The organism is Spirillospora sp. NPDC047279, assembly GCF_040643285.1.
GTDB lineage: Bacteria > Actinomycetota > Actinomycetes > Streptosporangiales > Streptosporangiaceae > Spirillospora.
The window spans coordinates 148085-174433 of record NZ_JBEYUA010000013.1 but is presented as its reverse complement, the minus strand read 5'-3'; the positions used below and the strand labels follow the sequence as shown (position 1 = coordinate 174433).

The 26349-nt window shown below is 72.7% G+C and carries 25 protein-coding genes; 16 read left to right on the top strand and 9 right to left on the bottom strand.

Going from position 1 to position 26349, the window contains the following annotated elements; genetic code table 11:
* Positions 1-87: 87 nt before the first annotated feature.
* Genes ABZ810_RS30955 through cydC form a run of 4 tightly spaced genes read left to right on the top strand, consistent with a single transcriptional unit; the run spans position 88 to position 5772 of the window.
* Positions 88-1506, top strand: a complete 1419-nt coding sequence (locus ABZ810_RS30955) for a cytochrome ubiquinol oxidase subunit I (RefSeq protein WP_358409344.1) — start codon at positions 88-90, stop codon at positions 1504-1506.
* 18 nt (positions 1507-1524) lie between these two features.
* Positions 1525-2526 carry a cytochrome d ubiquinol oxidase subunit II gene (gene cydB / locus ABZ810_RS30950; RefSeq protein WP_358409343.1) on the top strand — a complete coding sequence of 334 codons (1002 nt, stop codon included), beginning with the start codon at positions 1525-1527 and terminating at the stop codon, positions 2524-2526.
* A 10-nt stretch (positions 2527-2536) separates the two neighbouring features.
* Positions 2537-4147 (top strand): thiol reductant ABC exporter subunit CydD, encoded by a 1611-nt coding sequence (gene cydD / locus ABZ810_RS30945; RefSeq protein WP_358409342.1) that lies wholly within the window; start codon positions 2537-2539, stop codon positions 4145-4147.
* A complete protein-coding gene (gene cydC / locus ABZ810_RS30940) occupies positions 4144-5772 on the top strand; it encodes a thiol reductant ABC exporter subunit CydC (protein WP_358409341.1) in 1629 nt (542 codons plus the stop codon). Before cydD ends, cydC begins: the two co-directional genes overlap by 4 nt.
* Here the strand turns inward: cydC and ABZ810_RS30935 are convergent.
* The 4 genes from ABZ810_RS30935 to ABZ810_RS30920 form a co-directional block, all read right to left on the bottom strand.
* The gene (locus ABZ810_RS30935; protein WP_358409340.1) at positions 5754-7106 is read right to left on the bottom strand and encodes a CHRD domain-containing protein; all 1353 of its coding nucleotides are present in this window, start codon (positions 7104-7106) and stop codon (positions 5754-5756) included. The genes cydC and ABZ810_RS30935 overlap by 19 nt on opposite strands.
* Before the next feature lie 216 nt (positions 7107-7322).
* Entirely contained in the window at positions 7323-8177 is an 855-nt protein-coding gene (locus ABZ810_RS30930; protein ID WP_358409339.1) for a zf-HC2 domain-containing protein, read from the bottom strand.
* Positions 8174-8761 carry a sigma-70 family RNA polymerase sigma factor gene (locus ABZ810_RS30925; RefSeq protein WP_358409337.1) on the bottom strand — a complete coding sequence of 196 codons (588 nt, stop codon included), beginning with the start codon at positions 8759-8761 and terminating at the stop codon, positions 8174-8176. The genes ABZ810_RS30930 and ABZ810_RS30925 overlap by 4 nt, the downstream gene beginning before the upstream one ends.
* A gap of 130 nt (positions 8762-8891) precedes the next feature.
* Positions 8892-9629, bottom strand: a complete 738-nt coding sequence (locus ABZ810_RS30920; protein ID WP_358409335.1) for a DoxX family membrane protein — start codon at positions 9627-9629, stop codon at positions 8892-8894.
* Between the two features lie 120 nt (positions 9630-9749).
* On the opposite strand from ABZ810_RS30920, the gene ABZ810_RS30915 reads away from it, so the two are divergent.
* Both ABZ810_RS30915 and ABZ810_RS30910 read left to right on the top strand, forming a co-directional pair.
* Positions 9750-10538, top strand: a complete 789-nt coding sequence (locus tag ABZ810_RS30915; RefSeq protein ID WP_358409333.1) for an SOS response-associated peptidase — start codon at positions 9750-9752, stop codon at positions 10536-10538.
* A 72-nt stretch (positions 10539-10610) separates the two neighbouring features.
* A complete protein-coding gene (locus ABZ810_RS30910; RefSeq protein ID WP_358409332.1) occupies positions 10611-10943 on the top strand; it encodes a TraR/DksA C4-type zinc finger protein in 333 nt (110 codons plus the stop codon).
* A gap of 41 nt (positions 10944-10984) precedes the next feature.
* Here ABZ810_RS30910 and ABZ810_RS30905 read toward each other — a convergent pair whose 3' ends face one another.
* Positions 10985-11779, bottom strand: coding sequence for a methyltransferase domain-containing protein (locus tag ABZ810_RS30905; protein ID WP_358409331.1), 795 nt, complete (start codon positions 11777-11779; stop codon positions 10985-10987).
* A 279-nt stretch (positions 11780-12058) separates the two neighbouring features.
* Here ABZ810_RS30905 and ABZ810_RS30900 point away from each other — a divergent pair, with 279 nt between their 5' ends.
* The 7 genes from ABZ810_RS30900 to ABZ810_RS30870 all read left to right on the top strand — a co-directional run bounded on the left by ABZ810_RS30900 (position 12059) and on the right by ABZ810_RS30870 (position 18845).
* Positions 12059-12802: a sigma-70 family RNA polymerase sigma factor gene (locus tag ABZ810_RS30900; protein WP_358409330.1), complete on the top strand. Its 744-nt coding sequence runs from the start codon at positions 12059-12061 to the stop codon at positions 12800-12802.
* Positions 12799-13095 (top strand): mycothiol system anti-sigma-R factor, encoded by a 297-nt coding sequence (rsrA, locus tag ABZ810_RS30895; RefSeq protein WP_358409328.1) that lies wholly within the window; start codon positions 12799-12801, stop codon positions 13093-13095. The genes ABZ810_RS30900 and rsrA overlap by 4 nt, the downstream gene beginning before the upstream one ends.
* 56 nt (positions 13096-13151) lie before the next feature.
* The gene (locus ABZ810_RS30890; RefSeq protein ID WP_358409326.1) at positions 13152-14069 is read left to right on the top strand and encodes an NAD-dependent epimerase/dehydratase family protein; all 918 of its coding nucleotides are present in this window, start codon (positions 13152-13154) and stop codon (positions 14067-14069) included.
* 332 nt (positions 14070-14401) lie between these two features.
* Positions 14402-15748, top strand: coding sequence for an HD-GYP domain-containing protein (locus ABZ810_RS30885; RefSeq protein WP_358409324.1), 1347 nt, complete (start codon positions 14402-14404; stop codon positions 15746-15748).
* Positions 15749-15751: 3 nt separating this feature from the next.
* Positions 15752-17080 (top strand): HD domain-containing phosphohydrolase, encoded by a 1329-nt coding sequence (locus ABZ810_RS30880; protein WP_358409323.1) that lies wholly within the window; start codon positions 15752-15754, stop codon positions 17078-17080.
* A 180-nt stretch (positions 17081-17260) separates the two neighbouring features.
* The gene (locus ABZ810_RS30875; RefSeq protein WP_358409322.1) at positions 17261-18613 is read left to right on the top strand and encodes a biotin carboxylase N-terminal domain-containing protein; all 1353 of its coding nucleotides are present in this window, start codon (positions 17261-17263) and stop codon (positions 18611-18613) included.
* 43 nt (positions 18614-18656) lie between these two features.
* A complete protein-coding gene (locus ABZ810_RS30870) occupies positions 18657-18845 on the top strand; it encodes a hypothetical protein (protein ID WP_358409320.1) in 189 nt (62 codons plus the stop codon).
* Positions 18846-18885: 40 nt separating this feature from the next.
* Here ABZ810_RS30870 and ABZ810_RS30865 read toward each other — a convergent pair whose 3' ends face one another.
* From ABZ810_RS30865 to ABZ810_RS30855, 3 genes are read right to left on the bottom strand one after another with little or no spacing between them, the layout of a single operon-like run.
* Complete coding sequence (locus ABZ810_RS30865; protein WP_358409318.1) at positions 18886-19473, bottom strand: DUF4232 domain-containing protein; 588 nt, start codon at positions 19471-19473, stop codon at positions 18886-18888.
* A gap of 59 nt (positions 19474-19532) precedes the next feature.
* Positions 19533-20036 carry a GNAT family N-acetyltransferase gene (locus tag ABZ810_RS30860; protein ID WP_358409317.1) on the bottom strand — a complete coding sequence of 168 codons (504 nt, stop codon included), beginning with the start codon at positions 20034-20036 and terminating at the stop codon, positions 19533-19535.
* On the bottom strand, positions 20029-21672 hold the full coding sequence (locus tag ABZ810_RS30855) for an acetolactate synthase (RefSeq protein ID WP_358409315.1): 1644 nt from the start codon (positions 21670-21672) through the stop codon (positions 20029-20031). The genes ABZ810_RS30860 and ABZ810_RS30855 overlap by 8 nt, the downstream gene beginning before the upstream one ends.
* 83 nt (positions 21673-21755) lie before the next feature.
* On the opposite strand from ABZ810_RS30855, the gene ABZ810_RS30850 reads away from it, so the two are divergent.
* Entirely contained in the window at positions 21756-23426 is a 1671-nt protein-coding gene (locus ABZ810_RS30850; protein ID WP_358409314.1) for a carotenoid oxygenase family protein, read from the top strand.
* Between the two features lie 72 nt (positions 23427-23498).
* Here ABZ810_RS30850 and ABZ810_RS30845 read toward each other — a convergent pair whose 3' ends face one another.
* Positions 23499-24326 carry a hypothetical protein gene (locus ABZ810_RS30845; RefSeq protein ID WP_358409313.1) on the bottom strand — a complete coding sequence of 276 codons (828 nt, stop codon included), beginning with the start codon at positions 24324-24326 and terminating at the stop codon, positions 23499-23501.
* 143 nt (positions 24327-24469) lie between these two features.
* On the opposite strand from ABZ810_RS30845, the gene bioD reads away from it, so the two are divergent.
* Together bioD and bioB are read left to right on the top strand one after the other, a co-directional pair.
* Positions 24470-25201 carry a dethiobiotin synthase gene (gene bioD, locus ABZ810_RS30840; protein ID WP_358409312.1) on the top strand — a complete coding sequence of 244 codons (732 nt, stop codon included), beginning with the start codon at positions 24470-24472 and terminating at the stop codon, positions 25199-25201.
* Complete coding sequence (gene bioB / locus ABZ810_RS30835) at positions 25198-26193, top strand: biotin synthase BioB (protein ID WP_358409310.1); 996 nt, start codon at positions 25198-25200, stop codon at positions 26191-26193. Before bioD ends, bioB begins: the two co-directional genes overlap by 4 nt.
* Positions 26194-26349: the final 156 nt, after the last annotated feature.

The following is a 26349-nucleotide window of genomic DNA, read 5'->3' as shown; positions in this document are numbered from 1 at the left end:
AGATCCCCCAGATGTCGCCCGGAACGGACGACCTTCCACCTCTACGGTGAGCCGGTCTTTCGGCACGCGGCTTCGGGGGGAGGCGCCGTGGACGAGTTGCTGTTCGCACGCCTGCAGTTCGGCATCACCACGGTCTACCACTTCCTGTTCGTGCCGGTCACGATCGGGTTGTCGCTCGCCGTCGCCATCCTGCAGACCGCGTGGGCGCGGACGGGCAGGGAGCACTACAGGCGGGCCACCAAGTTCTGGGGCAAGCTCTTCCTGATCAACTTCGCCATGGGGCTGGTCACCGGGATCGTGCAGGAGTTCCAGTTCGGCATGAACTGGAGCTCGTACTCCCGCTTCGTCGGCGACATCTTCGGGGCGCCGCTGGCCATCGAGGCGCTGCTGGCGTTCTTCCTGGAGTCCACGTTCCTCGGATTGTGGATCTTCGGCTGGGACCGGCTGTCGCGCGGCGTCCATCTGCTCTGCATCTGGCTGGTCGCGATCGGCACCGTGCTGTCGGCGTACTTCATCCTGGCCGCCAACTCGTTCATGCAGAACCCGGTCGGCTACCGGTACAACCCCGAGGCCGGGCGGGCCGAGCTCACCGACTTCGGCGCGGTGCTCACCAACAAGGTGCTGCTCGCCACCTTCCCGCACACGATCTTCGGCTGCTGGGTGACCGCCGGGGTGTTCCTCACCGCCGTCGCCGCCTGGCATCTGAAGCGGGGCCGCAACCTCGACGTCTTCCGGCCGTCGCTGCGCCTCGGCCTCGTCGCCACGCTCGTCGGGTTCGGCGGCGTGCTGGTGTCGGGCGACCTGCTCGGCAAGGTGATGACCGAGACCCAGCCGATGAAGATGGCCGCGGCCGAGGCGCTGTACGAGACCCAGCAGCCCGCCTCGTTCTCCCTCTTCACCATCGGCACGCTCGACGGCACCCGGCCCGTCACCCAGATCGAGATCCCGGGCCTGCTGTCGTTCCTCGCCACCGGCAGCTTCGACGGCGAGGTCCAGGGGATCAACGACCTGAACGCCGAGTACCAGCAGAAGTACGGGCCCGGCGACTACCGGCCGTACATCCCGATCGCCTACTGGGGCTTCCGCATCATGATCGGCGCGGGCTCGCTGGCCGCGCTGGTGGCGCTGGCCGGGCTCTGGCTCACCCGCGGCGGCCGGCTGCCGAAGAACCGCTGGGTCTGGGGGATCGCGATCTGGAGCGTGGTGCTGCCGTTCGTCGCGCACTCGTTCGGCTGGATCTTCACCGAGATGGCGCGGCAGCCGTGGGTGGTCTTCGGCCTGATGGAGACCAGGGCGGGGGTGTCGCCGACCGTGCCGGCCGGGACCGTGCTCACCTCGCTGATCGTCTTCACCGCGCTGTACGGCGCGCTCGCGGTCGTCGAGCTCGGGCTCATGCTGCGCTGGGCCCGCAAGGACCCGCCCGAGGAGCCCGCCGGCGGGTCCTCCGGCGACCCGTCCGGGTCCGGGGACTCCGACGAGGACAAGCCGCTCGCCTTCGCCTACTGACCTGATCTGGGGAATTCCGTGGAACTGCACGACCTGTGGTTCGTCGCCATCGCGACGTTGTGGGTGGGCTTCTTCTTCCTGGAGGGCTTCGACTACGGCGTCGGCATCCTCACCCGGGCGCTCGCCCGGGACGACCGCGAACGGCGGGTGCTGATCAACACGATCGGCCCGGTCTGGGACGGCAACGAGGTCTGGCTGCTCACGGCGGGCGGCGCGACGTTCGCCGCGTTCCCCGAGTGGTACGCGACGCTCTTCAGCGGCTTCTACCTGCCGCTGCTGCTGATCCTCGTCGCGCTCATCCTGCGCGGCGTGGCGTTCGAGTACCGCGGCAAGCGCGACAGCGAGCGGTGGCGCGGCGGGTGGGACCTGTGCATCTTCTTCGGGTCGCTGGTCCCGGCGTTCCTGTGGGGCGTCGCGTTCGCCAACATCGTGCGCGGCGTGAAGCTGGACGAGCGGCACGAGTACGTCGGCACGTTCTGGGACCTGCTCACCATCTACTCGCTGATCGGCGGCGTCACCACGCTGCTGCTGTTCCTCTACCACGGCGCGGTGTTCACGGCGCTGAAGACGGCCGGCGACGTCCGCGAACGCGCGATCAGGCTGGCCGGGCAGGTCGGCGTCGCCACCATCGTCGCCGCCGCCGTCTTCCTCATCTGGACGCAGACGCAGCACGGGTCGGCCGCCACCGCCGTCACCGGGATCGTGGCCGCCGCCGCCCTGGTCGCCTCGTACCTGCTCAACCGGACGGGCGGCCGGGACGGCTGGACGTTCGGGCTGTCGGGGGGCGCGCTCGCGTTCGCCGCGATCACGCTGTTCGTCGCGCTCTACCCGGACGTGATGCCGTCCACCGTCAGCGCGGCCAACAGCCTGACGGTGGAGAACGCCGCCGCCACGCCCAAGACCCTCGGCATCATGACCTGGGTCGCCGTCATCTTCCTGCCCGTGGTCCTCATCTACCAGGGCTGGACCTACTGGGTGTTCCGCAAGCGCATCGGGCTCCAGAGCATCCCGGCCCACTAGGGCGACCACGATGCCGACCCCCTTCGACCGGCGGCTGGCCCGCCACGCACGTTCCACGGCCCCGTACCTCCTGGCCTGCGTCCTGCTGGGCGCGCTCGGCGCGGGCTGCGTGCTCGCGCAGGCGGCGCTGCTGGCCCACGCCGTCGCGGCGCCGGCCTTCCCCGCCGCGCTCGCGGCCGTGATCGCGCTGCGCGCGCTGCTGGTGTGGGGCCAGGAGGTCGTGGCGCACCGCGCGGCGGCCGGGGTGACGTCGCAGCTGCGGGCCGGGCTGCTGGCCAGGGTGACCGCCGACCGTCCCGGAGCGCGGTCCGGCGAGCTGACCGCGCTGGTGACGCGCGGCGTGGACGCGCTGGACCCCTACTTCTCGCGGTACCTGCCGCAGCTGGTGCTCGCGCTGCTGGTCCCCGTGACGGTCCTGGCGGCGCTGGCCGCCGCCGACCCGGCCGCCGCCGCGATCGTGGCCGCGACCCTGCCGCTGATCCCGGTCTTCGGCGTGCTCATCGGCACGTACGCGGCGTCCCGGACGCGGCGGCAGTGGCGCACGCTGGAGGTGCTCGCCGGGCACTTCGCCGACGTCGTCGCCGGGCTGCCGGCGCTCAAGGCGTTCGGCCGGGCCCGCGCCCAGGCGCGCCACATCGAACGGGTCACCGGCGACCACCGGAGGGCCACGCTGGCGACGCTGAGGATCGCCTTCTGCTCGGCGCTCGTGCTGGAGCTGGCCGCGACCCTGGCCGTCGCGCTCGTCGCGGTGTCGGTCGGGCTCCGCCTGGTCGGCGGGTCGATCTCGTTCGAGACGGCGCTCTTCGTCCTGATCCTCGCGCCGGAGGCGTACCTGCCGCTGCGGCAGGCCGCGGCCCAGTTCCACGCGGGGCAGGAGGGCCTCGCCGCCGCCGACCGCATCCTGGGCCTGCTGGACGAGCCCGTGCCCGCCCCACGCCCCGTCTCCTCGCCGTCGCGCGGGGATCTGCGGGTGGAGGCGCTCGCGCCGCGCGAAGCGGTGGGGCCGTTCTCGCTGGACGTGCCGGAACGGGCGATCACCGCGCTGACCGGCCCCTCCGGGGCCGGGAAGTCGAGCCTCATCGGCGCGCTGGCGGGGCTGGTGACGCCGGTGTCGGGCCGGATCCTGTCGGGCGGCGTCCAGGTCGTGGCGGACGACGCGTGGCGCAGGGGCATCGCCTGGGTGCCGCAGCGCCCGTTCCTGTTCGAGGGAACGGTCGCGGAGAACATCGCGATCGCGGTGCCGGAGGCCCCGGGCACGGCGGTCTCGCGCGCCGCCGAGGCGGTCGGGGTCTGCACGTTCACCACGCTGGACACCCGCCTCGGGGTGGGCGGCGAAGGGTTGTCGGCGGGCCAGCGCCACCGGGTCGCCCTCGCCCGCGCCGCCCTGCGCTGCGACCTGCTCGACACCTGGCTCGTGCTGCTGGACGAGCCCACCGCCCACCTGGACGTCCTGACCGAGGTCGCGGTGGCCGAGGCCCTGACGGACCTGCTGCGCGGCCGGACGGCCCTGGTGGCCACCCACCGCCGAGCCCTCCTGGAACGAGCCGACCGGGTCGTCGAACTGAGCGTCCGCCGGGACGCCGAGCTGGGTAGCGAGCCGGACCGGGCGGTGACGGTGTGAGCGCCGCGCCGCGCAGAGGGCCGGGCGCCGTCCATGCGCGGCTGGGCCTGGCGGCTTCGGCGGGGGCCGCGGCGTTGGTGTGCGGCGTCGGGTTGATGGCGACGTCCGCGTGGCTGATCTCGCGGGCGTCGCACCATCCGCCCGTGCTCTACCTGATGGTCGCGATCGTGGCGGTGCGGGCGTTCGGGCTCGGGCGCGGCGTGCTGCGTTACGCCGAACGGGTCGTGGCGCACGACGCGGCGCTGCGGCTGCTGGCCCGGACCCGGGTCAGGATCTTCGTACGGCTGGCGGAGCTGGCGCCCGCGACGCGGCCGGGTTCGCTGGGGGCGGTCGTCGGCAACGCCGAGGGCGTCGCGGACCGCTGGCTGCGCGGCGTCCTGCCGATGGTGGCGGCGGGGATCGCGGCGGCGACGGCGGTCGTCCTGGAGTGGTGGATCCTGCCGGCCGCGGGGGCCGTCCTGCTGGGCGCGGTGCTCGCCGGGGGAGTGCTGGCGCCGGTGGTCGCGTGGCGGGGCGCCCGGCGGGCGGAGGCGCGCGGGGCCGAGGGACGCGCGGCCCTGTCGGCGCGTACGGCCGAGACGCTGGACGGGCTGCCCGAGCTGGTGGCCTACGGGGCGTTGCCGGGACGGCTGGAGCAACTGCGGCGGGCGGACGCGGCCGTCGTGGCGGCCGCCGGGCGGTCGGCCTGGACCGCGGGCCTGGGGGCGGGGCTGACGACGCTCGCCGGGGGCAGCGCGGTGCTGGGGGCGCTGGCCGCCGGCGTTCCCGCCGTGCGGGACGGGCGGCTCGACGCCGTGCTGCTCGCGGTGATCGTGCTGACCCCGCTGGCCGCGTTCGAGGCGCTCGGCGCGCTGTCGGAGGCCGCCCAGCGGCTGCTGCGCGCACGGGAGGACGCGGCGCACGTGCGCGAGGTGCTGGACGCGCCCGTTCCGTCGACCGAGCCCGCGGAGGCGCGGCCGCTGCCGGACGGTCACCGGCTGACCGTGCGGGGCCTGCGAGCCCGCTGGCCGGGCGCGGCGGACGACTCTCTGGTGGCGCCGGACCTGGATCTGGCGCCGGGACGCCGCGTCGTGGTCATGGGACGCAGCGGGTCGGGGAAGTCGACGCTCGCGGCCGTGCTGGCGCGCTTCCTGGACTACCGCGGCTCGGTGACGCTCGGCGGCACCGAGCTCCGGGACCTGGCGGCCGACGACGTACGTTCGGTGATCGGCCTGTGCGGGCAGGACGCCCACCTCTTCGACACGACCGTGGCCGAGAACGTGCGGCTGGCCAGGCCGGAGGCGTCCGACGACGAGGTGGCGGACGCGCTGCGGCGGGCGGGGGCCGGGCACCTCGGGCTCGGCGTCCGGGTCGGCGAGCACGGCACCGCCGTCTCCGGCGGCGAACGCCAGCGGATCGCGCTGGCGCGGGCGCTCCTGGCGGACGTGCGGATCCTGGTCCTGGACGAGCCGGACGCCCACCTCGACGACGCCACCGCCACCACCGTGCTGACCGACCTGCTCCGGGCGGCCGGAAGCCGCACGGTGCTGCTCGTCAGCCACCGTGCGGCGATTCCGGGTGCCGACCCCGTGCTGCGTCACGTGGACGAGGTCGTCACGGTCGGGGATCAGCCCAGGAACACGTAGTCGGCCCGGTAGGGGACCTTGGCCGGCGAGCCCTCGGCGCAGGCGCCGGCGGGGGCGACGCCGCCGATGGTGTTGAGACGCAGGATCGCGGTCGTGTCCGCGAGCAGGCCGCGGCCGGCACCGCTCTGGGTGGCGTCGAGCACGAGCTCGGGGATGTTGCCGTCGCCGTTCGGCGTCCGCACGACGGCCCTGCCCTGGACCGCGCTGCCGTCAGGGGCGACCCACTGCGGCGGGCCCTGCGGGCCGGGGTTGGCGAACGAGTGCGCGATGCCACCCGCCAGGACCGCGGTCACGCCCTCCTGCGTGTAGGCGAACGATCCATCGGCCTGCTTGGTGCAGCGGTAGATCTGCGCGCCCGCGATGACCGGCTTGGTGAACGTCCGCGCCTGGCGTCCGGTGACCGGCGCGAACTGGCCGCGGATCGCGCCGCCCGGGAACTCGGCGGTGTGCAGGTTGGAGTAGTGGTTCTCCGGGTTGCGCATGATCCGGTCGGCGACGGCGCCCGGCACCGGCGTCATCCCGGCCAGGCCGGTCACGCCGGCGGGCAGGCCGTTCGGCGCGGCGAACAGGTCGGCGGCGACCGGGCCGTTGGCGCCGCGCGGCGCCTTGTGGATGTGCCCGACGGTCGGCTGCGCGATGGCCGACCAGGTGAAGCCCCACGTGATCATGGCGCCGTGCGGGCGGGCGAACGCGGTGCCCCGGCCGTCGGGGTCGCCGGTCTTCTTGCCCTCGGCGCTCGGGATCTCCTGCGCGCCGTCGGCGGTGGACTGGATCGTCGCCGGGACGGCGCCGGTCAGCACGCCGTTGAGGTCGGCGGGCTTGGCCAGCTTGTGGAACTGGCCGCGCACGGCGCCGCCGGGGAACTCGGCGGTGTGCAGGTTGGCGTAGAAGCCGTTCGGGTCGTTCTTGAGCTGCTCCAGCGTGGCCTGGTCGACCTGGACGACGCCGGCGACCGCGCGGGAGGTGGCGGGGAGGGTCCCCGCGAAGAACGGCACCTTGACCGCGCCGTTCGCGCCCCTGGTGCCGAGGTGGATGTGCCCGGCGGTGGGCGGCGCGACGTCGCTCCAGCGCAGCGCGTACCAGAGCCGGTCGCCCTGGATGCGGATCACCGCGGTGGCGGCGCCGTCGCGGTCGCCCACGGCCTTGCCGTCGGCGGCGGGGACCTCGTTGCGGCCGAGCAGGCTCGCCGCCAGGTAGGTGATCTCGCCGCCCTGGTCGGCCGGGGCCGGGGCCGTGAGCCCGGCGGTCACCCCCGTCGCGGCGGCGACGCCCGCCCCGGAGGCGAGAATCGCGGTGGCGGCGAACGCGGGCAGCGCGATCTTACGAATGGACATGAAGAACCCCTGGTCTCCTGGGAGGGCATTTCTTTATTTGCCGTTCACTCCAAAGCACGGGACGGCCGGCGACCGGGGTTCAATAGGTTGCGGATTTCTTCTCTTATCATTCCGATGTGACGTGCTTATCAATCGGCGTCTTTTCCTGGACACGCGAAAGCCGCCCGGCGATCAATTCGCCGGGCGGCTTTCAGGTGCGACGGTCGCCCGTCGGGTCTACAGCGGGATCGTCAGCAGCGTGCCGCCGCCCTCGATCCGTACCTCGAAGCGGTCGAGCTCGGCGCGCGGGATCGACGTGCCGCCGTGGGTGATCAGCGGCGCCGGCGAGCCGGGCACGCCGTAGCCCTTGTCGGGCACCCGCCAGCCGGTGACGACCGTGCGTTCGCCGGTGCGGGAGACCGCCTCCAGACGACACTTCAACGGACCGCGCACGTTGCGCAGTTCCAGGCCGACGTGCGTGCCCCAGGCCTTGTTCTCCAGGCCGACCACGCCGGACGCGCCGCTCCTGGCGTCGCTGCCGCTGTGGCGCTCGCCCCAGATGACCAGGGCCTGCGCGGGCCCGTGGTTGTGGCCGGGCTCCCCGGCGCCGCCGTCGCCGGTGATGGCGGCGCCGAGGGTGACGCCGGCGGCGAGCACCGCGGCGGCGGCCACCGAGCCGATGACGTACGTGCCGCGCCGCCGGCGCCTGTCGGCCAGGCGGCGGCGCTGGAGCATGTCGATGACCCCGGGCGGCGGCACGTCCGACCCCGCGTCGGCGGGCGCCGTCGTGGGGCCGGCGGCGGGCGCGGTGGTGGGCGCGGTGATGGGCTCTGGGGTGGGCTCTGGGGTGGGCTCTGCGGTGGGCTTCATGGCGGGCGGAGGAAGGGCGGCGTCGTTGGCCGCGTCGTCCTGGAGGGCATCACTGAAAGGGCCGATGCCGCTGAGGGCCTCGGCCATTCCGCTCATTTCGGCGAGCTCCGCGGAGCATGGCTCGCATTCTCGGAGATGCGCCTCGAAGGCCCTTCGATCGTCCTCTTCCAAAAGGCCCAGGGCGTAGGCGCCGACATCGGTGTGCTCGACCTGTGAAGTCATGCCGTCACCCCCCTCTCTTCCAATGCGACGCGCAATGCGCGAAGTGCGTAATAAACTCGGGACTTGACCGTCCCTACGGGAATTCCGAGTGCCTGTGCGGCCTGGTTGACCGTCCGGTCGCGGAGGACCGTCTCGGTCAGGACCTCGCGATGTGCCGGCGACAGCGCGTTCAACGCCTCGGCCACGACCACCTTGTGCAGAAGGCCGTCCATCTCGTCCGCCATCGGGATGTTCTCCAGGGCCCCGTCGCCGACCTCCGGCGGCCGGACGTCGCGGTGCCGTCGATTGTCGATGACGATACGTCTGGCCACTGTTGCGAGCCAGGGCATCAACGATGCCGTTGTGGCATCGAGACGGTCGGCGCTGCGCCACGCGCGCACCATCGTCTCCTGGACGACGTCCTCCGCCCACTGCCGGTCGCCGGCGGTCAGCCGCAGGACGAACGTCAGCAGCGGGCGGTGGTACTCGCGGTACAACTCCGCGACGAGCCTCTCTCCGTCGGACTCCCGCGCCGGTCTCGGGCGGCGGAGGATGTTCCGCAACCCGCCACCGGTGGGGCGGCCGACTGTTCCGGGCAGTGCCATGGCCGGGCGTCTCCGTCGGGTTGGAGGGGGAGTCCCTGGAAGAACGGGCGGTCAGAGGGCAGTACGGGGGTGTCGGCGCGGGTGGTTCAACGGATTTGAGGTTTTCTTATGGTTGGCTTCAGGAAGCCGGTCAGCGCTTGACCTTCGAGGCGGCCTTCGATCCCGCCTTGGCCACGCCCGAACCGGCCTTGGCCACGCCCGAGCCCGCCTTCGCGGCACCCGTGCCGGCCTTCGACGCGGCCGCGGTGGTGGTCCTGGCGGTCGCCCCGGCCGCGGCCTTGGCGGCCTCGCCGACGGTCGCCGCGGTCCCGTGGCCGGTGTTCCTGCGGACCTCCTTGATCTGCCGCTTCGCCTCGCGGCGCGCGTTCTTGACCTCGTTCTTGGCCACCTTGCGCAGCACGCGGGACTCCATGGCGGCCTCGATCCGGGCGTCGTGGATCTGCCGCTTCAGCTCCGCGACGCGGGGAGAACGGCGCGGTTCGGTCGCCACCATGAGGAGGGCGCCGAAGAGGCTGGCGTTCTTGAGGAGGTGGGACCGCTCGCTGACGCGGCGTTCCGGGTCGTCCTCGGTCCAGTAGCGGTGCTCGCTGGCCAGTGACGGGACCAGCTGGGCGGCCATGGCCAGGGTGGTCAGGCGCCGGAACCTGCCGGTCAGCAGCAGCACGCCCGTGCCGAGGCTGAGCGCGCCCTCGATGCGGACGAGCGTCTCGGGGTCCTTGGTGGGGAGCCACTCCAGCCGGTCGGCGATGGGCTTGACGGTCGGTGCGACCTGCTCGGCGCGCGGACGCGGGTCGCGGAGTGTCTCGAGGCCGGTGATGATGTACGGGGCCGCCACGAGGGGGCGGGCCAGAGTCGTGATGGGTCGCATGGGCCCTCTATGCCCGCCCCTTTCATGGTCAAGCTTCCATGACCCGGACCTGACCGACCGGATACGGCCCCGGCGGGCCGTGCTGGCCGCCTGTCGGACACACCGGGCAGGATGGGGCACATGTGTGGACGCTATGCCACGGCCCGGGCGCGCCAGGAGTTGCTCGACGAGTTCCAGGTGCAGGTCGACGCCGTCGAAAAGGATCTCCAGCCCGACTACAACGTCGCCCCGACCAAGCAGGTGCCGGCGGTGCTCAACCGCGCGCCCAAGGACGAGCCCGACGAGGCCGCCCGGCGCACGCTGCGCACGGTGCGCTGGGGGCTGGTGCCCGCGTGGGCCAAGGACCTCTCCATCGGCAGCCGGATGATCAACGCGCGGTTCGAGACGGTGCACGAGAAGCCCGCCTACCGCCGCGCCTTCGCCAAGCGGCGCTGCCTGCTGCCCGCCGACGGCTACTTCGAGTGGTACGTCCTGGAGGACTCGCGCACCGACGACCCCGCCGAGGGCGAGAAGAAGGCCAAGAAGAAGCCGCAGAAGCAGCCGTTCTACATCCACCCCAAGGACGGCGCGGTCATGGCGATGGCCGGCCTCTACGAGCTGTGGAAGTCGCCCGAGGACGAGTGGGTCTGGACCTGCACGGTCATCACCACCGAGGCGCCCGACGAGCTCGGCCGCATCCACGACCGCATGCCGATGATCGTCACCCCGGACCGCTGGGACGCCTGGCTCGATCCGGCGCTCAACGACACCGAGGAGGTTCGCGGCCTCCTGACCCCCGCGATGGCCGGCAACTTCGAGGCCTTCCCGGTGTCAAAGGCGGTCAACAGCGTGAAGAACAACGGACCGGAACTCATAAAACCCTCGACAAATGGGGATAGTTCTGGCAAACATTCCGACACCTTGTACTGACCGCCGTCCCCGGTAGTCGGAGGCGAGGCCCACCCCCCTTGCCCGGGGCATACCGGGAGGAGCTCGGAGCACGTGGACGCCGCGACCGCCCGCACCCGACTTGAGGGCATGCTCACCGACCTCGACCGTTCGATCGCGATCCTCAAGGGCGAGCACCCCGGACGCGACAACTCGGCGGCCGACGCCGGCGCGGGCCTCACCGACAGCGACCGCGTGGAGGCCGCCCTCGAGTCGCTCGAACGCCATCGCGGTGCCGTCCAGGCGGCCCTCGGCCGCATCGACGAGGGCACCTACGGCCAGTGCGTCGGCTGCGGCAAGGAGGTCCCTGAGGGCCGCCTGGAGGCCCGTCCCGACGCCGCCCGCTGCGTCACCTGCCAGTCCAAGCACGACCGCGCGTACAGATAGGTTCCGCGGCCTCCAGGTTCCGCGGCCTCGGAACGGGGCGCTCAGGTCGTCCGGACGGCGCTGGCGAGGAGGTGGATGCCGAGGGCCTCGTCGCGCAGGGGAGCGGTCAGTTCGGCGCGGACGAGGCGGGGGAGGTCGCGGGGAGCGTCGGACAGCACGTGCTGCACGGTCGACGGGGAGATGATCGTCCGGGGCCGGATCCACTCCACCTCCAGGCCGGCCTCGGTGAGGAGCTCGCGCAGCTGGTCGGCCCAGAAGCAGCGGCTCATGGTGCCGTCCTGCCAGGGGATCAGCACGACCTCGGCGCTCGGCACGTCGGAGAGGTGGGCCCAGCGGTTCTGCTCGGCCAGCACCGCCATGCCGAACGTCAGCGAGTCGACCGAGAGCAGGACGCGGCCGCCCGGGCGGAGCACGCGGGAGATCTCGGCGACCGTCACCTCGGTGGCCAGGTGGCGCGACAGGGTGCGGTCCTCGGCGATCACGGCGTCGATCGAGCCGTCGGCGACGAAGGGCAGCGCGGCGGTGTCGGCGATCACCTGGTGCAGGGTGCCCGGCGGATGGTGGCCGTTGCCGTTGGAGGCCAGGGGGACGGGCGGCGCGGCCAGGCTGGGATCTCGTACCTCCAGGACGGTGTGCCCGGCCGCCGCCGCCTGCGCCGCGCTGTGCGCGTGCCCGCCGGACATGTCCAGGATCCGGGCCGGGCGGCGGGGCAGCCAGCGGGCGAGCTGGGCCGCCGCGACGGCCCAGTAGAACGCCCAGTAGAGGGACAGTGACTCTCCGTCACCAGGGGTGTTCCGCAGGCTGGCGATGGAGGGCTCCGGGGGTCGTGCCGGCACCGGTAGCAAGGGTTTGCTCCTGTTCTAGCCGCGTATGTGACTTCTTCCCCGCAGGGGCCCCGACTTCACCCTCCGTGTAGGTAGAGGTGACCTGACCTGAGCCGTGCAGGACCCGCCCAAAAAGACGATCGGCGTAAGGGAATCGTTCACCGGCCGGAGGTGTTGCACGGGAACATGACCGTCCGCACGCTCGCGGCCTACGGACCGGAACCGGTTTCGGAGGGCCGTAGGCGCAGCGTGGGCGGGGTCTGACGCGGATCGTCCCCGGAGGTGCAGTCCATGACCACAACAGTCGTCGAGCGGCCTGACGGCATCGCGGTGCCGTCGCCACAGGGCCCCGCCGACGTCGTGCGGCGGCGCCGACCGATATCGTCTGTGAGGTACGACGACACCGGTGTCGTCGCCACGACGGAGGGGGTGGGTCAGGTCCCGGGCACCACGGAGACCGTGGAGCAGCGCCAGGAGCGGTTCCAGCGCGATGTGCTCCCGTTCTTGGACCAGCTGTACTCGGCGGCGCTGCGCATGACGCGCAACCCCGCGGACGCCGAGGATCTCGTACAGGAGACCTTCGCGAAGGCCTTCGCGTCCTTCCACCAGTTCAAGGAAGGCACGAACCTCAAGGCCTGGCTCTACCGGATCCTGACCAACACGTTCATCAACTCCTACCGCAAGAAGCAGCGCCAGCCGCAGCAGGCGGCGACCGAGGAGATCGAGGACTGGCAGCTCGCCAGGGCCGAGTCGCACACCTCCAGCGGGCTCAAGTCCGCCGAGGCCGAGGCCCTCGAGCACCTGCCCGACTCCGACGTGAAGCGGGCGCTGCAGGAGCTCCCCGAGGAATTCCGGATCGCGGTCTATCTCGCCGATGTCGAGGGTTTCGCGTACAAGGAGATCGCCGACATCATGGGCACGCCGATCGGTACGGTGATGTCACGTCTACACCGCGGCCGCAGGCAGCTGCGCGGCATGCTCGAGGACTACGCTCAGGAGCGCGGCCTCACCCGTGCGAGGGAGGGATCGGCATGAGCTGCGGCAACCACCACGAGACGCCCTGTACCGAGGTGCTCGCCCGGGTCTACACCTACCTCGACGGCGAGCTCGACCAGGGCGGCTGCAGCGAGGTGCGCGAGCACCTCGACGAGTGCGGTCCCTGCCTTCAGGAGTACGGCCTCGAGGAGGCCGTCAAGAAGCTCGTCAACAAGTCGTGCGGCTGCGAGCCGGTGCCCGACGACCTGAGGTCCAAGGTGCTCGGCCGGATCGAGCAGATCTGCGGCGAGATCAAGTCCGCCGAGTCCGCGACCACGGCCGACTCCTCCTGACGTTCCGCGTCCGGCGTTCCGCGTGCGGGCGCGCCGGTCTCGGTATCGTGCTCCACGTGCGCGTACTCGTGACCGGCGCTGCCGGGTTCATCGGTTCCCATCTCGTCGACCGCCTGCTCGCCGAAGGCCATGAGGTCGCCGGCGTGGACGACCTGTCGACGGGCCGCAACACCCGGGACGACATCGACATCTGGGAGATGGACGTCGCCGATCCGGCGCTCGGCGGGCGTGTCGCCGGCTGGGCCCCCGAGGTGGTGTTCCATCTCGCCGCGCAGGTGAGCGTGCGGGTGAGCGTCGGCGACCCGCTCCGCGACGCCGAGATCAACGTCGTCGGCACGGCCAACGTGCTGGAGGCGGCGCGCGCGGCGGGCAGCCGCAAGGTGGTGTTCACCTCCAGCTGCGCGGTCTACGGCGTGCCCGACGCGCTGCCGGTGCCGCCCGGCGCGCGGCTCCGGCCGGCGTCGCCGTACGCGGCGTCCAAGGTCGCCGGTGAGGTCTACGCGCAGATGTACCGGGCGCTGCACGGGCTCGACTTCACCACGCTCACGCTGGCGAACGTCTACGGGCCGCGGCAGACCCCCGAGGGGGAGGCCGGGGTCATCTCGATCTTCACCGACGCGCTGCTCGCCGGGAGGCCGACGCGCGTGTTCGGCGACGGCAAGCAGACCCGCGACTACGTGTACGTCGCGGACGTCGTGGACGCGTTCCTGCGATCCGCGGGCGACCAGGGCGGCGGGCGGCGCTTCAACGTCGGGACGGGCCTCCAGACGACCGACCGCGACCTGCACACGCTCGTCGCGATCGCGGCCGAGGCGCCGGACGAGCCGGAGTTCGCGCCGCCGCGGCTCGGCGACCTCCCGGCGATGTCCGTCGACGCCGAGCCGACCCGCGAGGCGCTCGGCTGGGCGCCGCGGGTGGGCCTGCCCGAGGGGCTGACCGCGACCGTTGCCTGGGCACGTTCCCAGGACATTTGATCACCCAAGGTGACGATTGGTTCACGCTTTGCTCACGATTCGCCGCATGCCTGTGTGACCTGGGCCGCCCAGGTTAGGCTTGTGCCCGAAATCAGCGACGGGAGCATCACCTGCCCGGGTGACCGGGGAGTCATGCTCGCCCGGGCGGCCCGTACCCCGGAGGGTCGGGTGGCCGGATCGGTCAGGTCCGCCATGCCCCGGGTGCACGGGGGGAGGCAAGGAGCCATGCCTGAGCATGCGATGACGGCGATGCCCGCCAAGCTGGAGCCCAGGGGCGTTTCCTGGGTGTAGGCCTGCCGGCTTCGGCCGCGTCGACCTCCAAGGGGGCGGCAATGCGTGGACTCCCTCTCGCGGCATGGGCGTACGTCTGCGGGGTGGTCGCGCTGGCGACCGGTCTCATCGCGACGTCCTCGTTCGAGGGCCTCAACTGGCCCACGCTGGCCGTGCTGGCCGTGCTCTTCCTCATCTGCGACTCGGCGCCCGCGCTGCTCAACATCGAACGGGCCCGCGTCTCCCTCAGCTTCGCCGCCAGCCTGGCGTCGGTCGTCCTCCTCGGCCCGGCCGGCGCGGCCCTGCTCGGCTTCTGCGCGGTGGTCACCGGGCAGCGGCTGTTCGCCCCGGTCAAGCGGCTCTTCAACGGCGCGCAGTTCGCGCTGTGCGGCTACGCGGCCGGGGTCGTCTTCAACGGCCTGTCCGGCGAGGGCGTCGAGCCCGGCCGGGCCCAGTGGGTCGAGAACGTCATCGGACCGTTCCTCGGCGCGCTCGTCACGTTCGTGCTCGTCAACCTGCTGCTGGTGGCGGGCATCCTGCTGCTCAGCAAGCAGGCCACGCTGCGCGAGCTGCTGCGCGAGAGCGGCGGGCTGGCGTTCGGCTGCCTCGGCTACGGCATGTTCGGCCTGCTGATCGCCGGCCTGTGGAAGACGGTCGGCCCGTTCGCCGCCGTGCTGGTGCTGCTGCCGCTGTTCCTGGCCCGGTGGGCGCTGGAGCAGACGCGCGCCCAGCAGCAGGCGCACGCCGCCACGCTCGCCGCGCTCTGCCAGGCGGTCGAGACCAAGGACTACTACACCCGCGGCCACTCCGAACGGGTGTCGCGCGGCTCGGTGATGATCGCGCAGGAGATCGGCATGCGGTCCGACCGGGTCGAGGCGATCCGCTACGCCGGCATGCTGCACGACGTCGGCAAGCTCGGCGTGCCGACCAAGGTGCTGCAGAAGTCCGGCTCGCTCACCGAGGAGGAGTTCGCCGCGATCCAGCTGCATCCGATGCGCGGGCTGGAGATCGTCCGCGAGATCGGGTTCCTCGACGAGGCGCTCGCCGGGATCATGCACCACCACGAGAAGATGAACGGCCGCGGCTACCCGATGGGCCTGGCCGGCGACGAGATCCCCGAGTTCGCCCGCATCATCGGCGTCGCCGACGCGTTCGACTCGATGACCTCCACCCGCTCCTACCGTGCCGCGCGCACGATCGAGGAGGCGGTGGCCGAGCTGCGCAAGTGCGCCGGCGACCACTTCGACCAGGAGATGGTCGACGCGTTCCTGTGCGCGTTGGAACGTGACGGCTGGGAGCCGCCCAAACCCGTCGTGCTGCCCGAGGACGACGTCGTGGAGATCACCCTCCAGGACCACGACGATCCGACCGTGCCGATCCGCGTCGCCGGCGACGAGGTCCGGCGGTAACCGGTGGCGGACCAGGAACGCGCCGCGTGGCAGACGCTCGACTCGGGCCAGCTGCTGCTGATCGCCTCCGCGGGGCTCTTCGTCATCGCCGCGGTCACCCAGGTGGGCGCCGTCGGCCTCGTCCAGCCGGACGTCGCGATCATCTTCGGCGTGCTCATCGCGCTCGGCGAGCTGTTCCGCATGGTGATGCCCGGCAACCGGGAGGTCGCCCCGATCGCCAGCGCGGGCGCGATCGGCTACGCGCTGCTGATCGGCGTCGGCCCGGAGGGCGGTGCCGGGGGCGCCGGGCCGGACGCCGGGCTCGCCGTCGTTCCCGCCGCGCACTCGCCGTTGCAGGTCGTCGCGGTCACCGCGGTCGGCATGCTCGTCGGCTCGCTGCCGCACATCGCGGTCGGGCGCTCGCTCGGCCTGGACGCGATGGCCCGCCGGCTGTTCACGGTCTCGGTCGTGGCGTTGTGCTTCCGGCCGATCGTCTCGGCCGGGATCGACTGGTGGCTGCAGCTGGTGCTCATGTGCCTGATCGCCTGCTTCGCCTGCTTCAGCGACGTGCTGATCGCGGCGATGATCCGGGCCGAGACGGTGCGGACCCGGTTCGGCATCGCGTTCCGGGACGAGATCCGCGCCAAGGTGGCGCTCTGCGCCGCCACCTCCGCGACCGCCATGCTCGTCGCCGTCTCCACCACCGTGCTCGGCCCCGCCGCGCTGCTGATCTTCACTGCGCCGATCCTGGTCACCCAATTCGCGTTCCGCCGCTACGCCGGCGTCCGGGCCACCTACCTGCAGACCGTGCGCGCGCTGTCGCGGGTCACCGAGGTCGGCGGCTACGTCGAGGCCGGGCACTCGCGCAGGGTCTCCCGGATGGCCGTCTCGATGGGGCGCGAGCTCGGCATGCGCGAGGAGGCGCTGCTCGAGCTCGAATACGCGGCGCTGATGCACGACATCGGGCAGCTGTCGCTGGCCGACCCGATCCCCGGCGGCGCCACCGTGCTGGCCTCGCCCACCGAGCAGCGCCGCATCGCCGAGCTCGGCTCCGAGGTGATCAAGCAGACCGGGGTGCTCGACCGGGTCGCCGGCATCGTGCACCTGTCGTCCCACCCCTACCGCACCGGCCACGGCGAGACGCAGAACGGCGCCGACCGGCCCGTCCCGCCGCCGCTGGCCAGCCGCATCATCAAGGTCGCCAACGCCTACGACGACCTGGTCGGCGACTCCGGCGACCGCGACCGCGGCGCCGCCGTCCTCGAACGCCTGCGGCTCGACTCGGCCTCCGAGTACGACCCCACCGTCGTCGAGGCCCTCAGCCGCGTCGTCGACCGCTACGTCCGCCGCTGAGCCCGTCCGCTTCCCCAGGCCGATCCTGAGAGCGAGCCCCCGGCCCGCCCGATCCGCGGCCTGACAAAGCTACGAGTCGGTATTTTGTCGGCGGCATGGCCGGACGGGAGAGCGCCGCCCCACTAGTCTCTGCCTCGCAGGCGTCGCGTGTCGATCAAGCTGTTGAGGGAGTGTCCGCCGGTGTTCGAGTCCGTGCTCGTGGCGAACCGTGCTGAGATCGCCAGCCGGATCATCCACACCGCGCGCAGGATGGGCGTCAAGGCGATCGCCGTCTACTCGGAGGCCGACGCCGACCTGCCGTTCGTCGCCGAGGCCGACGAGGCCATCCTCATCGGGCCGCCGCGGCCCGCCGCCAGCTACCTGAACGCGCCGGCGGTCCTGGAGGCCGCCGAACGCACCAACGCGCAGGCGATCCACCCCGGCTACGGGTTCCTCGCCGAGAGCGCCGAGTTCGCCCGGCGGGTGATCGACGCCGGGCTGGTCTGGGTCGGTCCGGCGCCGCTGGCGATCGGCCGGATGGGCGACAAGATCAACGCGCGCAACCTCATGAAGGACGCGGGCGTGCCCGTCGCGCCCGGCGCCTGGGAGCCCGTCCCTGACGCGGCCACCGCGGTCGAGGAGGCCGAGCGCATCGGCTACCCGGTGATGGTCAAGGCCGCCGGCGGCGGAGGCGGCATCGACCTGGGCGCCGCCTACGACGAGGAGGGGCTCCGCCGGGCGTACGAGACCGCGCGCTCCCGGGCCGAACAGTACTTCGGCAGCGCCGACATCCTCGTCGAGAAGTACGTCGAGGCGGCGCGGCACGTCGAGGTGCAGATCCTCGGGCTGCCCGACGGCACCGTGGTCCCGCTGGGCGAGCGGGACTGCTCCGTCCAGCGCCGCCACCAGAAGGTCGTCGAGGAGGCCCCGTCGCCCGGCATCGGCCCGGAGCTGCGCGAGCGCATGCTGGCCGCGGCGGTCCGGGCGGGCGAGGCGATCGACTACCGCGGCGCCGGGACGGTCGAGTTCCTGGTGGGCGCGGCCGACGGAGATCTCCGCGCCCGGGAGTTCTTCTTCCTGGAGATGAACACCCGGCTCCAGGTCGAGCATCCGGTCACCGAGCTGGTCACCGGCCTCGACCTGGTCGAGCTGCAGTTCCGGGTGGCGGCCGGCGAGACGGTCGCCCTCGGGCCGGTGGCGCCCCGCGGGCACGCGATCGAGTTCCGGGTCTACGCCGAGGACCCGCTGCGCTTCATGCCGAATCCCGGCGAGATCAAGATCTGGGAGGAGCCGGTCGGCGAGGGCATCCGCATCGACGCCGGATACGCCGAGGGCAACGTCGTCACCCCGTTCTACGACCCCCTGCTGGCCAAGCTGTGCGTGCAGGGCGCCGACCGCGCCGACGCGCTGCGGCGGGCACGGGCCGCGCTGGGCGCGTTCCGGATCGAGGGGCTGAAGACCAACCTGCCGTTCCTGCTCGAACTGCTGGACCGCCCGGAGTTCGCGGACGGGACCTACGACACCGGCCTCGTCGACAGGATGCGCGCCTCCTAGGCGGGATCAGGGCGAGATCTTCGTGAGGAGTACTGTGCCGCTCGTGGAAACGACGTACTGCGACCGTTGCGGCGACCCTGCCGGGCAGGGCGACCACGCCGCGTGCCGCACCGCCCGGCGGATGGAACCGCCGCGCTACTGCTCCCGGTGCCGCCGCCGGATGGTCGTCCAGGTGACCCCTGCCGGCTGGACCGCCCGCTGCTCGGAGCACGGCGAGCCGGCCTCCACCTGACGGCGTCCACCTGATCCGCACGGGCCGGCACCGGCGGGCGTCAGGCCCGCTTGGCGAATCCGTCGACGGTGACGTCCGACGGGGTGACCTTGAGGCCGCGCGAGCCGATCTCGGTCGTGCCGCCGTCGTTCGGCAGCTTGATCCGGATCTTCGCGGTGGCGACCGTGCCGCCGGCCGGCGTCGTCAGCGTGAACTGGGCGGGCGCCGAGCTGGTCACCACGACCGGCGTGCGCTCGATGCCGGGCTTGGCGGTGGCCACGGTCCTGCCCGCGGCGTCGAGCAGCGTCACCACCGCCACCTTGGTCAGCGAGCAGGGCGTCGCGGACTCCTCGGTGAGGACGATCGGGTACTCGCGGTCGTCACCCCTGGCGACGGGATCGTGCAGGGCCGCCGTGACCTTGTTGGCGAGGAAGTTGCAGGCCGTCCGGTAGGCGGCCATGGACGGATCGATCGTGCCGGTCGGCGTGCCCGTCGGCGCCATCGGCGCCGCGGAGCCGGAGCCGGGGGCCATCCGCTGCCCGGTCGGGGTGCTCGGAGTGGGCGCCGTGGCCTCGTCCCCGCCGCAGCCCGCCAGCATCGCGGTGAGCGTGGCGGTGAGCAGCATCGTCATCGCCGTCGGTGCGTTCATGTGTCCCCCTGGATGAAGCCCGCATGTGCGGGAGATATTACTGAGGGTGATCTCGTGTTTCAGAGGGTGAGGGCGTACGTCCACATCTTCTCGTGGCCGGGGCGCACGCTCCAGTCCAGATCCGGCGTCCGGACGAAACCCATACGTTCGTACATGCGCTGGGCCGCCCGCATGTCCTGCTGCGTGGCCAGGCGCAGGGCGGTCATGCCGGTCTCGCGGGCCCGGGCGACGCAGGCACGCACCAGGCTCTCGCCGACGCCCCTGCCACGGGCTCGTTCGGCCACGGCGAGCATCCGGAACTCGGCCTCGGCGGGGCCGGGGGCGAAGTTGCGGTACGGGCTGCCGGGCGGGCAGTAGGCCACCACGCCGACCAGGGTTCCGCCGAGCTCGGCCACCAGCAGCTCGGCCTTCTCGGCGCGGTCGGCGGCGTCGCGCAGGATGGGCACGTAGCTGGAGGCGGGGGAGAAGAAGCCGCCGCCGACGTAGGCCTCGACGGTCAGCTCGCCCGCCGCCGTGTACTCCGAGGCGCGGGCGGGCCGGACCACGACTTCGGGCTCAGACACCGGTGGTGCTGCGGGGGTAGGCGATCTCGGGGTCGGTCGCGATGTTGACCAGGTACGGGGCGCCCGAGCCGAACGCGCGGCGCAGCGCCGGGCCGATCTCCTCCGGCCGCGTCACCAGCTCGCCGACGCCGCCCAGCGCGCGCACGACCTCGTCGTAGCGGCACTCGGGCTGGAGCTCGGCCGCGACGTCGTATCCGTACAGGCCGCGCATCGGGTGCTTCTCCAACCCCCACGCGCCGTTGTTGCCCACGATCATGACCACGGGCAGATTGTGCCGGACGAGGGTGTCGGCGTCCATGAGCGAGAACCCGGCCGCCCCGTCGCCGAGCATCAGGACCACCTGGGACGAGGGGCGCGCGACGCGGGCCGCGATGGCGTAGCCGAGGCCGGTGCCGAGGCAGCCGTACGGGCCGGGGTCGAGCCAGCCGCCGGGCCGTGCGGGCTCGACGTACTTGCCGGCGTAGGAGACGAAGTCGCCCCCGTCGCCGATCACCACCGCGTCGTCGTCGAGGACCTTGGCGAGTTCGCCGTAGACGCGCAGCGGATGGATCGGGTCGCGGTCGGCGGCGAGCAGGCCCGCGTCGCCGGCGATGGCGGCGCGGGCGGTGTCGCGCAGGTCGCCGGCCCACGCCTCGTGGGCGGACGGGGAGACGCCCGCCTTCGAGCAGGCCGCGGCGAGCCCGGTGAAGACCCGCGTGAGGTCGCCGGAGGCCGCCCCGGCGGTGGGGACGTGCCCGGCGAGCTGGGCGGGCGCGTCCGCCAGGTGGACGACCTGGGCCGTGCCGCCGGCGAACGACCCGTACCCGAGCCTGAAGTCGAGCGGCGTGCCGGCCACGATGACCAGGTCGGCCTCCCGGAAGGCCTTCGACCGGGCGCGCGTGACGAGCAGGTCGTGCCCGGCGGGCAGGATGCCGCGCCCCTGGCCGTTGGTCACCACCGGCAGCCGTGCCTCCTCGGCGAACGCGCGGGCGGCGTCCTCCGCGCCGTCCGTCCACACGTCCGACCCGAGCACCAGGACGGGATGGCGGGAGCCGCGCAGGAGCCCGGCGATCGCGGCCAGCGCCCCGGGCTCGGGCTCGGGGCGTTCGACCGGCGGGGGAGGCACGTCGGGGACCGGGCCGGCGGCGGGGCCGAAGAGATGGTCCATGTGCACGTCGAGGAACACCGGCCCGCGGTGCGGCGTGAGGGCGGTCGTGAAGGCGCGTTCGACGTCCGCGACGAGGGTCCCGGGGCCGTTCGCGGTCGCCGCCAGCTTGGTGATCGGCGCGACCAGCGGCGGATGGTCGAGCTCCTGGAGCGCGCCCGAACCCCAGCGGCCGTGCGGCGCCCGGCCGCCGAGCACGACGACCGGCGAGCCGTTGAAGTGCGCGGTGGCGATGCCGCTGACGCCGTTGGTGACGCCGGGGCCCGCGGTGAGCACCGCGAGCCCGGGGCCCCGGGTGAGGCGGGCGGTGCCCTCGGCGGCGAACACGGCGGTCTGTTCGTGCCGGACGTCCAGGATGCGCAGGTGGGGGTCGGTCTTCACGGCGGCGTCGTACAGCGGGAACACGTGCCCGCCGGAGAGCGTGAACATCGTCTCGACGCCGTACCGCCGGACCACCGCCAGCGCCGCGTCGCCACCGTGCCGAGGTTCCATGAACGAAAAGGTAACAAGCGGTCGCTCGGTGAATAGTCGTTAGCATCTTGACGACGCAAGGTCCGGCGCGCTTGATTGGCCGTATGCCGGTACCCCGTTCCATCCTCAGCAAGGACGACGTCACCGACCTCGACCTGACCGTGGTCGCCGGGACCTGGCCGGACGACGTCGCGGGCCACTTCGTGGTCAGTACCTCCGACCAGCGCACCCATCCGATCCACGCGTTCTTCGGCGACGGGATCATGGCGCGGCTCGCGCTCCGCCCGGACGCAGGGGGCCGCTTCGCGTGGCGGCCGCGCGTCGTGGACACCCCGTCGGTACGGCTGCGCCGCGCGCGCCCCGACCTCTTCACGGCCGGCCCGGTCGGCACGAACTCGCCCTGGGGGTTCGTGAACGCCGCCAACACCGCGCCGCTGCCGTGGGGCGACCGGCTCTTCGCCACCTGGGACGCCGGGCGGCCGGTCGAGGTCGACCCGGTCACGCTGGAGTTCGTCGCCGAGGTCGGGCACCGCGACGACTGGAAGCCGAGCATCGACCAGGCCGTGCTGCCGCTGATCTCCTCGACCGCGCACCCGGTCATCGACCCCGAACGCGACTGCCTGTGGAGCGTCAGCCGGGACGTGCTCAGCGGCGTCACGTCCGTGATCCGGTACGACGGGGCCGGCAAGCACGTGCACCGCTGGACCGTGGAGGGCGCGCTGCTGCCGCAGGCCACCCACACGATCACCCAGACCCGGGACTGGCTGGTGCTCGCCGACACCGCGTACAAGGTCGACACCGCCGAGATCTTCGGCGGCGACCGGACCGTGGCCAACAACCCCGACGGGCCGGTGCTCCTGATCCGCAAGGACGAGCTCGTCCCGGGCCGTCCCTCGGTGCCCTGCTCGCAGTTCCGGATCGCGCCCGAGGTCAACCACTTCTACGCCCGCCACGACGACTCCGACGGCATCCAGGTCGTCATGGAGCACACGCCCGGCGTGGACATCGGCATGTACCTGCGCGAGGACGACGTGGACGTGCACGGCCGGCCCGTCGACCCCGCCCTGCGCGGCATGTACTGCCACGGCATGACGCCCGCGCTGACGACCGTCCTGCAGTTCGACCCCGAGTCGGGGCTGGTGCGCGAGCGGGCCAGGGCGTACGACCCGGCGCGCTGGTGGCAGGCCGAGCTGTCGGCGATCGACTGGAGCTTCGAGGGGCAGAACGAGCCCACCCGGCACCACCTGGTCTTCCTCGGCTTCCACCCCGAGGCGATCAACCAGCGCGCCCTGCGCAACTACGGCGACCGCGTCGACACGTCGTTGTTCCCGGACGGCGAGACCCCCGCGACGCTGGTCAGCTTCGAACGGGAGGGCCTCAAGCCGCTCGCCGAGTGGACGTTCGCCCTGGACGACTACCCGACCTCGCCCACGTTCGTGCCGCGCGGCCTCGGCGCGCCCGGCCGGTCCACGTACGCGGGCGCCGACCCGGGCGGCCACGACGGCTACATCGTCCTGGCCGTGCACAACGACGACCGGTTCCGGGTCGAGCTGTTCGACGCCGCCGACGTCTCGCGCGGCCCGATCGCCGTCCTCGCGCCGCCGCACGGCACGACGGTCCCGTTCCTCATCCACTCGGCCTGGATGCCCGAGGTGCGTCCCGCGTCCCGCGACATCGACCGGCTGGCGTTCGCCGACGATCTCGACGAGCGCCTCGATCAGCTGGATCCGGAGCTGGCCGCCGTGGCCCGCGAGGTGGCCGCGGGCCTCGGCTGAGGGCTTGAGGGACCGGCGGGCCGGCCCCGCGGAGGCACGTCGCGGAGCCGGCCCGCCGAACGCGGACGGACGTCAGGCCCTCGCCACGTCCGCGCAGGTGGACTCGTCCGGCAGCAGCGGCCGGAAGCGGACCGAGTACGTCCTGCCGTGATCGCGCCAGCGCACGCCGGGCTCGGCGGAGGCGGCCATACCCTCCGCCTTGCGGCCGTCGGCGCCGGACAGGACCGAGCAGATGCCGCCCGCGGCCGGCTCGCCGCCGCCGAGGGCACGCTTGAACGGCCAGGTCCTGACCTCGCCGCCCGTCGTGGCCTCGCCTGCGATCACCGCGACCGTGAGCGGCCGGTAGGGCCCGTCCGGGCCGCGCCGCTCGGCCGGGGGCCAGCCCTCGGGGTCGAGCCGCTTCCAGAACCGGGTGACCGGTGTGGTCTGCCCCTCGGGCTGGACGACCCGGGTCCGGACGCCGTTCAGCGTGATCTCCAGGATCATCGCGTCGGCGACGTCCTCCGGGCCGATGGTCCGCGGCCGGTCGAGGCCCGCGGCCTCGGCCTCGGCGGTGAGCCGTCGCACCCCGTCCCGCGTGAGCCGGTACTCGTTCAGCCGCGCCCCGTCCCGGGCGATCGCGCGGCCGTCGCCGTACAGGGAGAACTCGGGAACCGTGCCGGGCCCGCCCACCCCCGCGAACCCTCCGGTCATCCGCCAGCGCAGGACCAGCGTGCCGGCCGCCGGCAGATCCCGCGGCGCGGCGGTCCCGGGCGAGGCGGGGCTCGAGGTCGTCAAGCGCGGTCCCGTGGCCTTGTCGCACGGATCCGACGACGCGCAGTCGACGTCGCCTTCCCACATCGAGCAGCCGGTCAGGGCCCCCACGCTGATCAGCATCGCCGCGATGCTCCGATCGATCACTCTCCGGGATCGTACGGAGGGAGCCGCCATGGGGCTTGGACGCGCGGCCGGGCCCGCGGGTTCCGTCCGTACAAAATCCGTGCGCCCAAGACTGTGGGATTCGGCGAACGCCCCCCGGAAGATCGCACGCTAGTGTGCGGCTGGTGAGTGTGCTCGTGGTGACCGGGACCTGCACCGGTGTCGGCAAGACGATCGTCACCGCGGCGCTGGCGGCGCTGGCGGCGACCCGCGGCACGCCCGTGGCCGTGGTCAAGCCCGGGCAGACCGGGGTCGGCCCGGACGAGCCCGGCGACCTGGACGACGTCCGGCGTCTGGCCGGCATCGACGACGTCCACGAGTTCGCGCGTTTTCCCGACCCGCTCTCGCCCGCCGCGGCCGCCCGCCACGCCGGCGTCCCGCCGGTCAGCCTGCCCACCGTCGTCGACCGCGTCCGCGAGCTGGCCGAGACCCACCGCCTCGTCCTGGTCGAGGGGGCCGGCGGCCTCCTGGTCCGCTACGACGACGAGGGCGCCACGGTCGCCGACCTGGCCCGCTGGCTCGGCGCGGCCGTCGTGGTGGTGGCCCGCCCCGATCTCGGCACCCTCAACCACACCGCGCTCACCCTGGAGGCCATGGCGCACCGCGGCATCCAGCTCGCCGGCGTGGTGCTCGGCGAATGGCCGGACGAGCCCGACCTCGCCATGCGCAGCAACATCCGCGACCTGGAGACGATCTCGGCCCGCCCCCTGGCGGGCGCGATGCCGGCCGGCTCGGGCGCGCTCGACGCCGCCGAGTTCCTCGTCGCCGCCCACCGCGGGCTGGCCCCGGCGTTCGGCGGCGCGTTCGACGCTGCTACCTTCCGCGATAGCTTCGGCCTCACAAAGGAGAATCCGTGACAGACATCCTCGAGGTGGCTCGCGAACAGGTCCTCGAAGAGGGCAGGGGCCTCTCCGCCGAGCAGGCGCTGGAGTGCCTCACCCTCCCCGACGACCGCCTCGAAGAGCTGCTGGCCCTCGCCCACGAGGTCCGGATGCGCTGGTGCGGCCCGGAGGTCGAGGTCGAGGGGATCATCTCCCTCAAGACCGGCGGCTGCCCGGAGGACTGCCACTTCTGCTCCCAGTCCGGCCAGTTCACCTCGCCGGTCCGCTCGGTCTGGCTCAACATCCCCGAGCTGGTCGAGGCCGCCAAGGAGACCGCCAAGACCGGCGCGACCGAGTTCTGCATCGTCGCCGCCGTCCGCGGCCCCGACGAGCGCCTCATGAGGCAGGTCCGCGAGGGCATCAAGGCCATCAACGAGGCCGTCGAGATCAACATCGCCTGCTCGCTCGGCATGCTCACCCAGGCCCAGGTCGACGAGCTGACCGCGATGGGCGTGCACCGCTACAACCACAACCTCGAGACGGCCCGTTCCCACTTCTCCAGCGTGGTCAGCACCCACAGCTGGGAGGAGCGCTGGGACACCCTCCGCATGGTCAAGGAGGCCGGCATGGAGGTGTGCTGCGGCGGCATCATCGGCATGGGCGAGACCGTCGAGCAGCGCGCCGAGTTCGCCGGCCAGCTCGCCGAGCTGGAGCCCGACGAGGTCCCCCTCAACTTCCTCACCCCGCGCCCGGGCACCCCGTTCGAGAACTTCTCCCTGGTCGAGGGCCCCGAGGCCCTCAAGACCATCGCCACCTTCCGGCTGGCCCTGCCCCGCACGATCCTCCGCTACGCCGGCGGCCGTGAGCTCACCCTCGGCGACCTCGGCACCCGCGACGGCATGCTCGGCGGCATCAACGCCATGATCGTCGGCAACTACCTCACCACCCTCGGCCGCCCCGCCGAAAAGGACCTGGAGCTCCTCACTGAACTCCAGATGCCCATCAAGGCCCTCTCCCAGACCCTCTGACCGGAGCGCCGGGTGGCGTCAGAAGCATGAACGTCACGCGCTGGTCAGGTGTCCCATCGGGCCCGTGTGGTGGATGAGAGTCACGTTCGGCGACCTTTCGTTCACGATCTGCTCCGGTCATCGTGGGGAAGGTGTGGTCAGAGCGTACCCAGATCG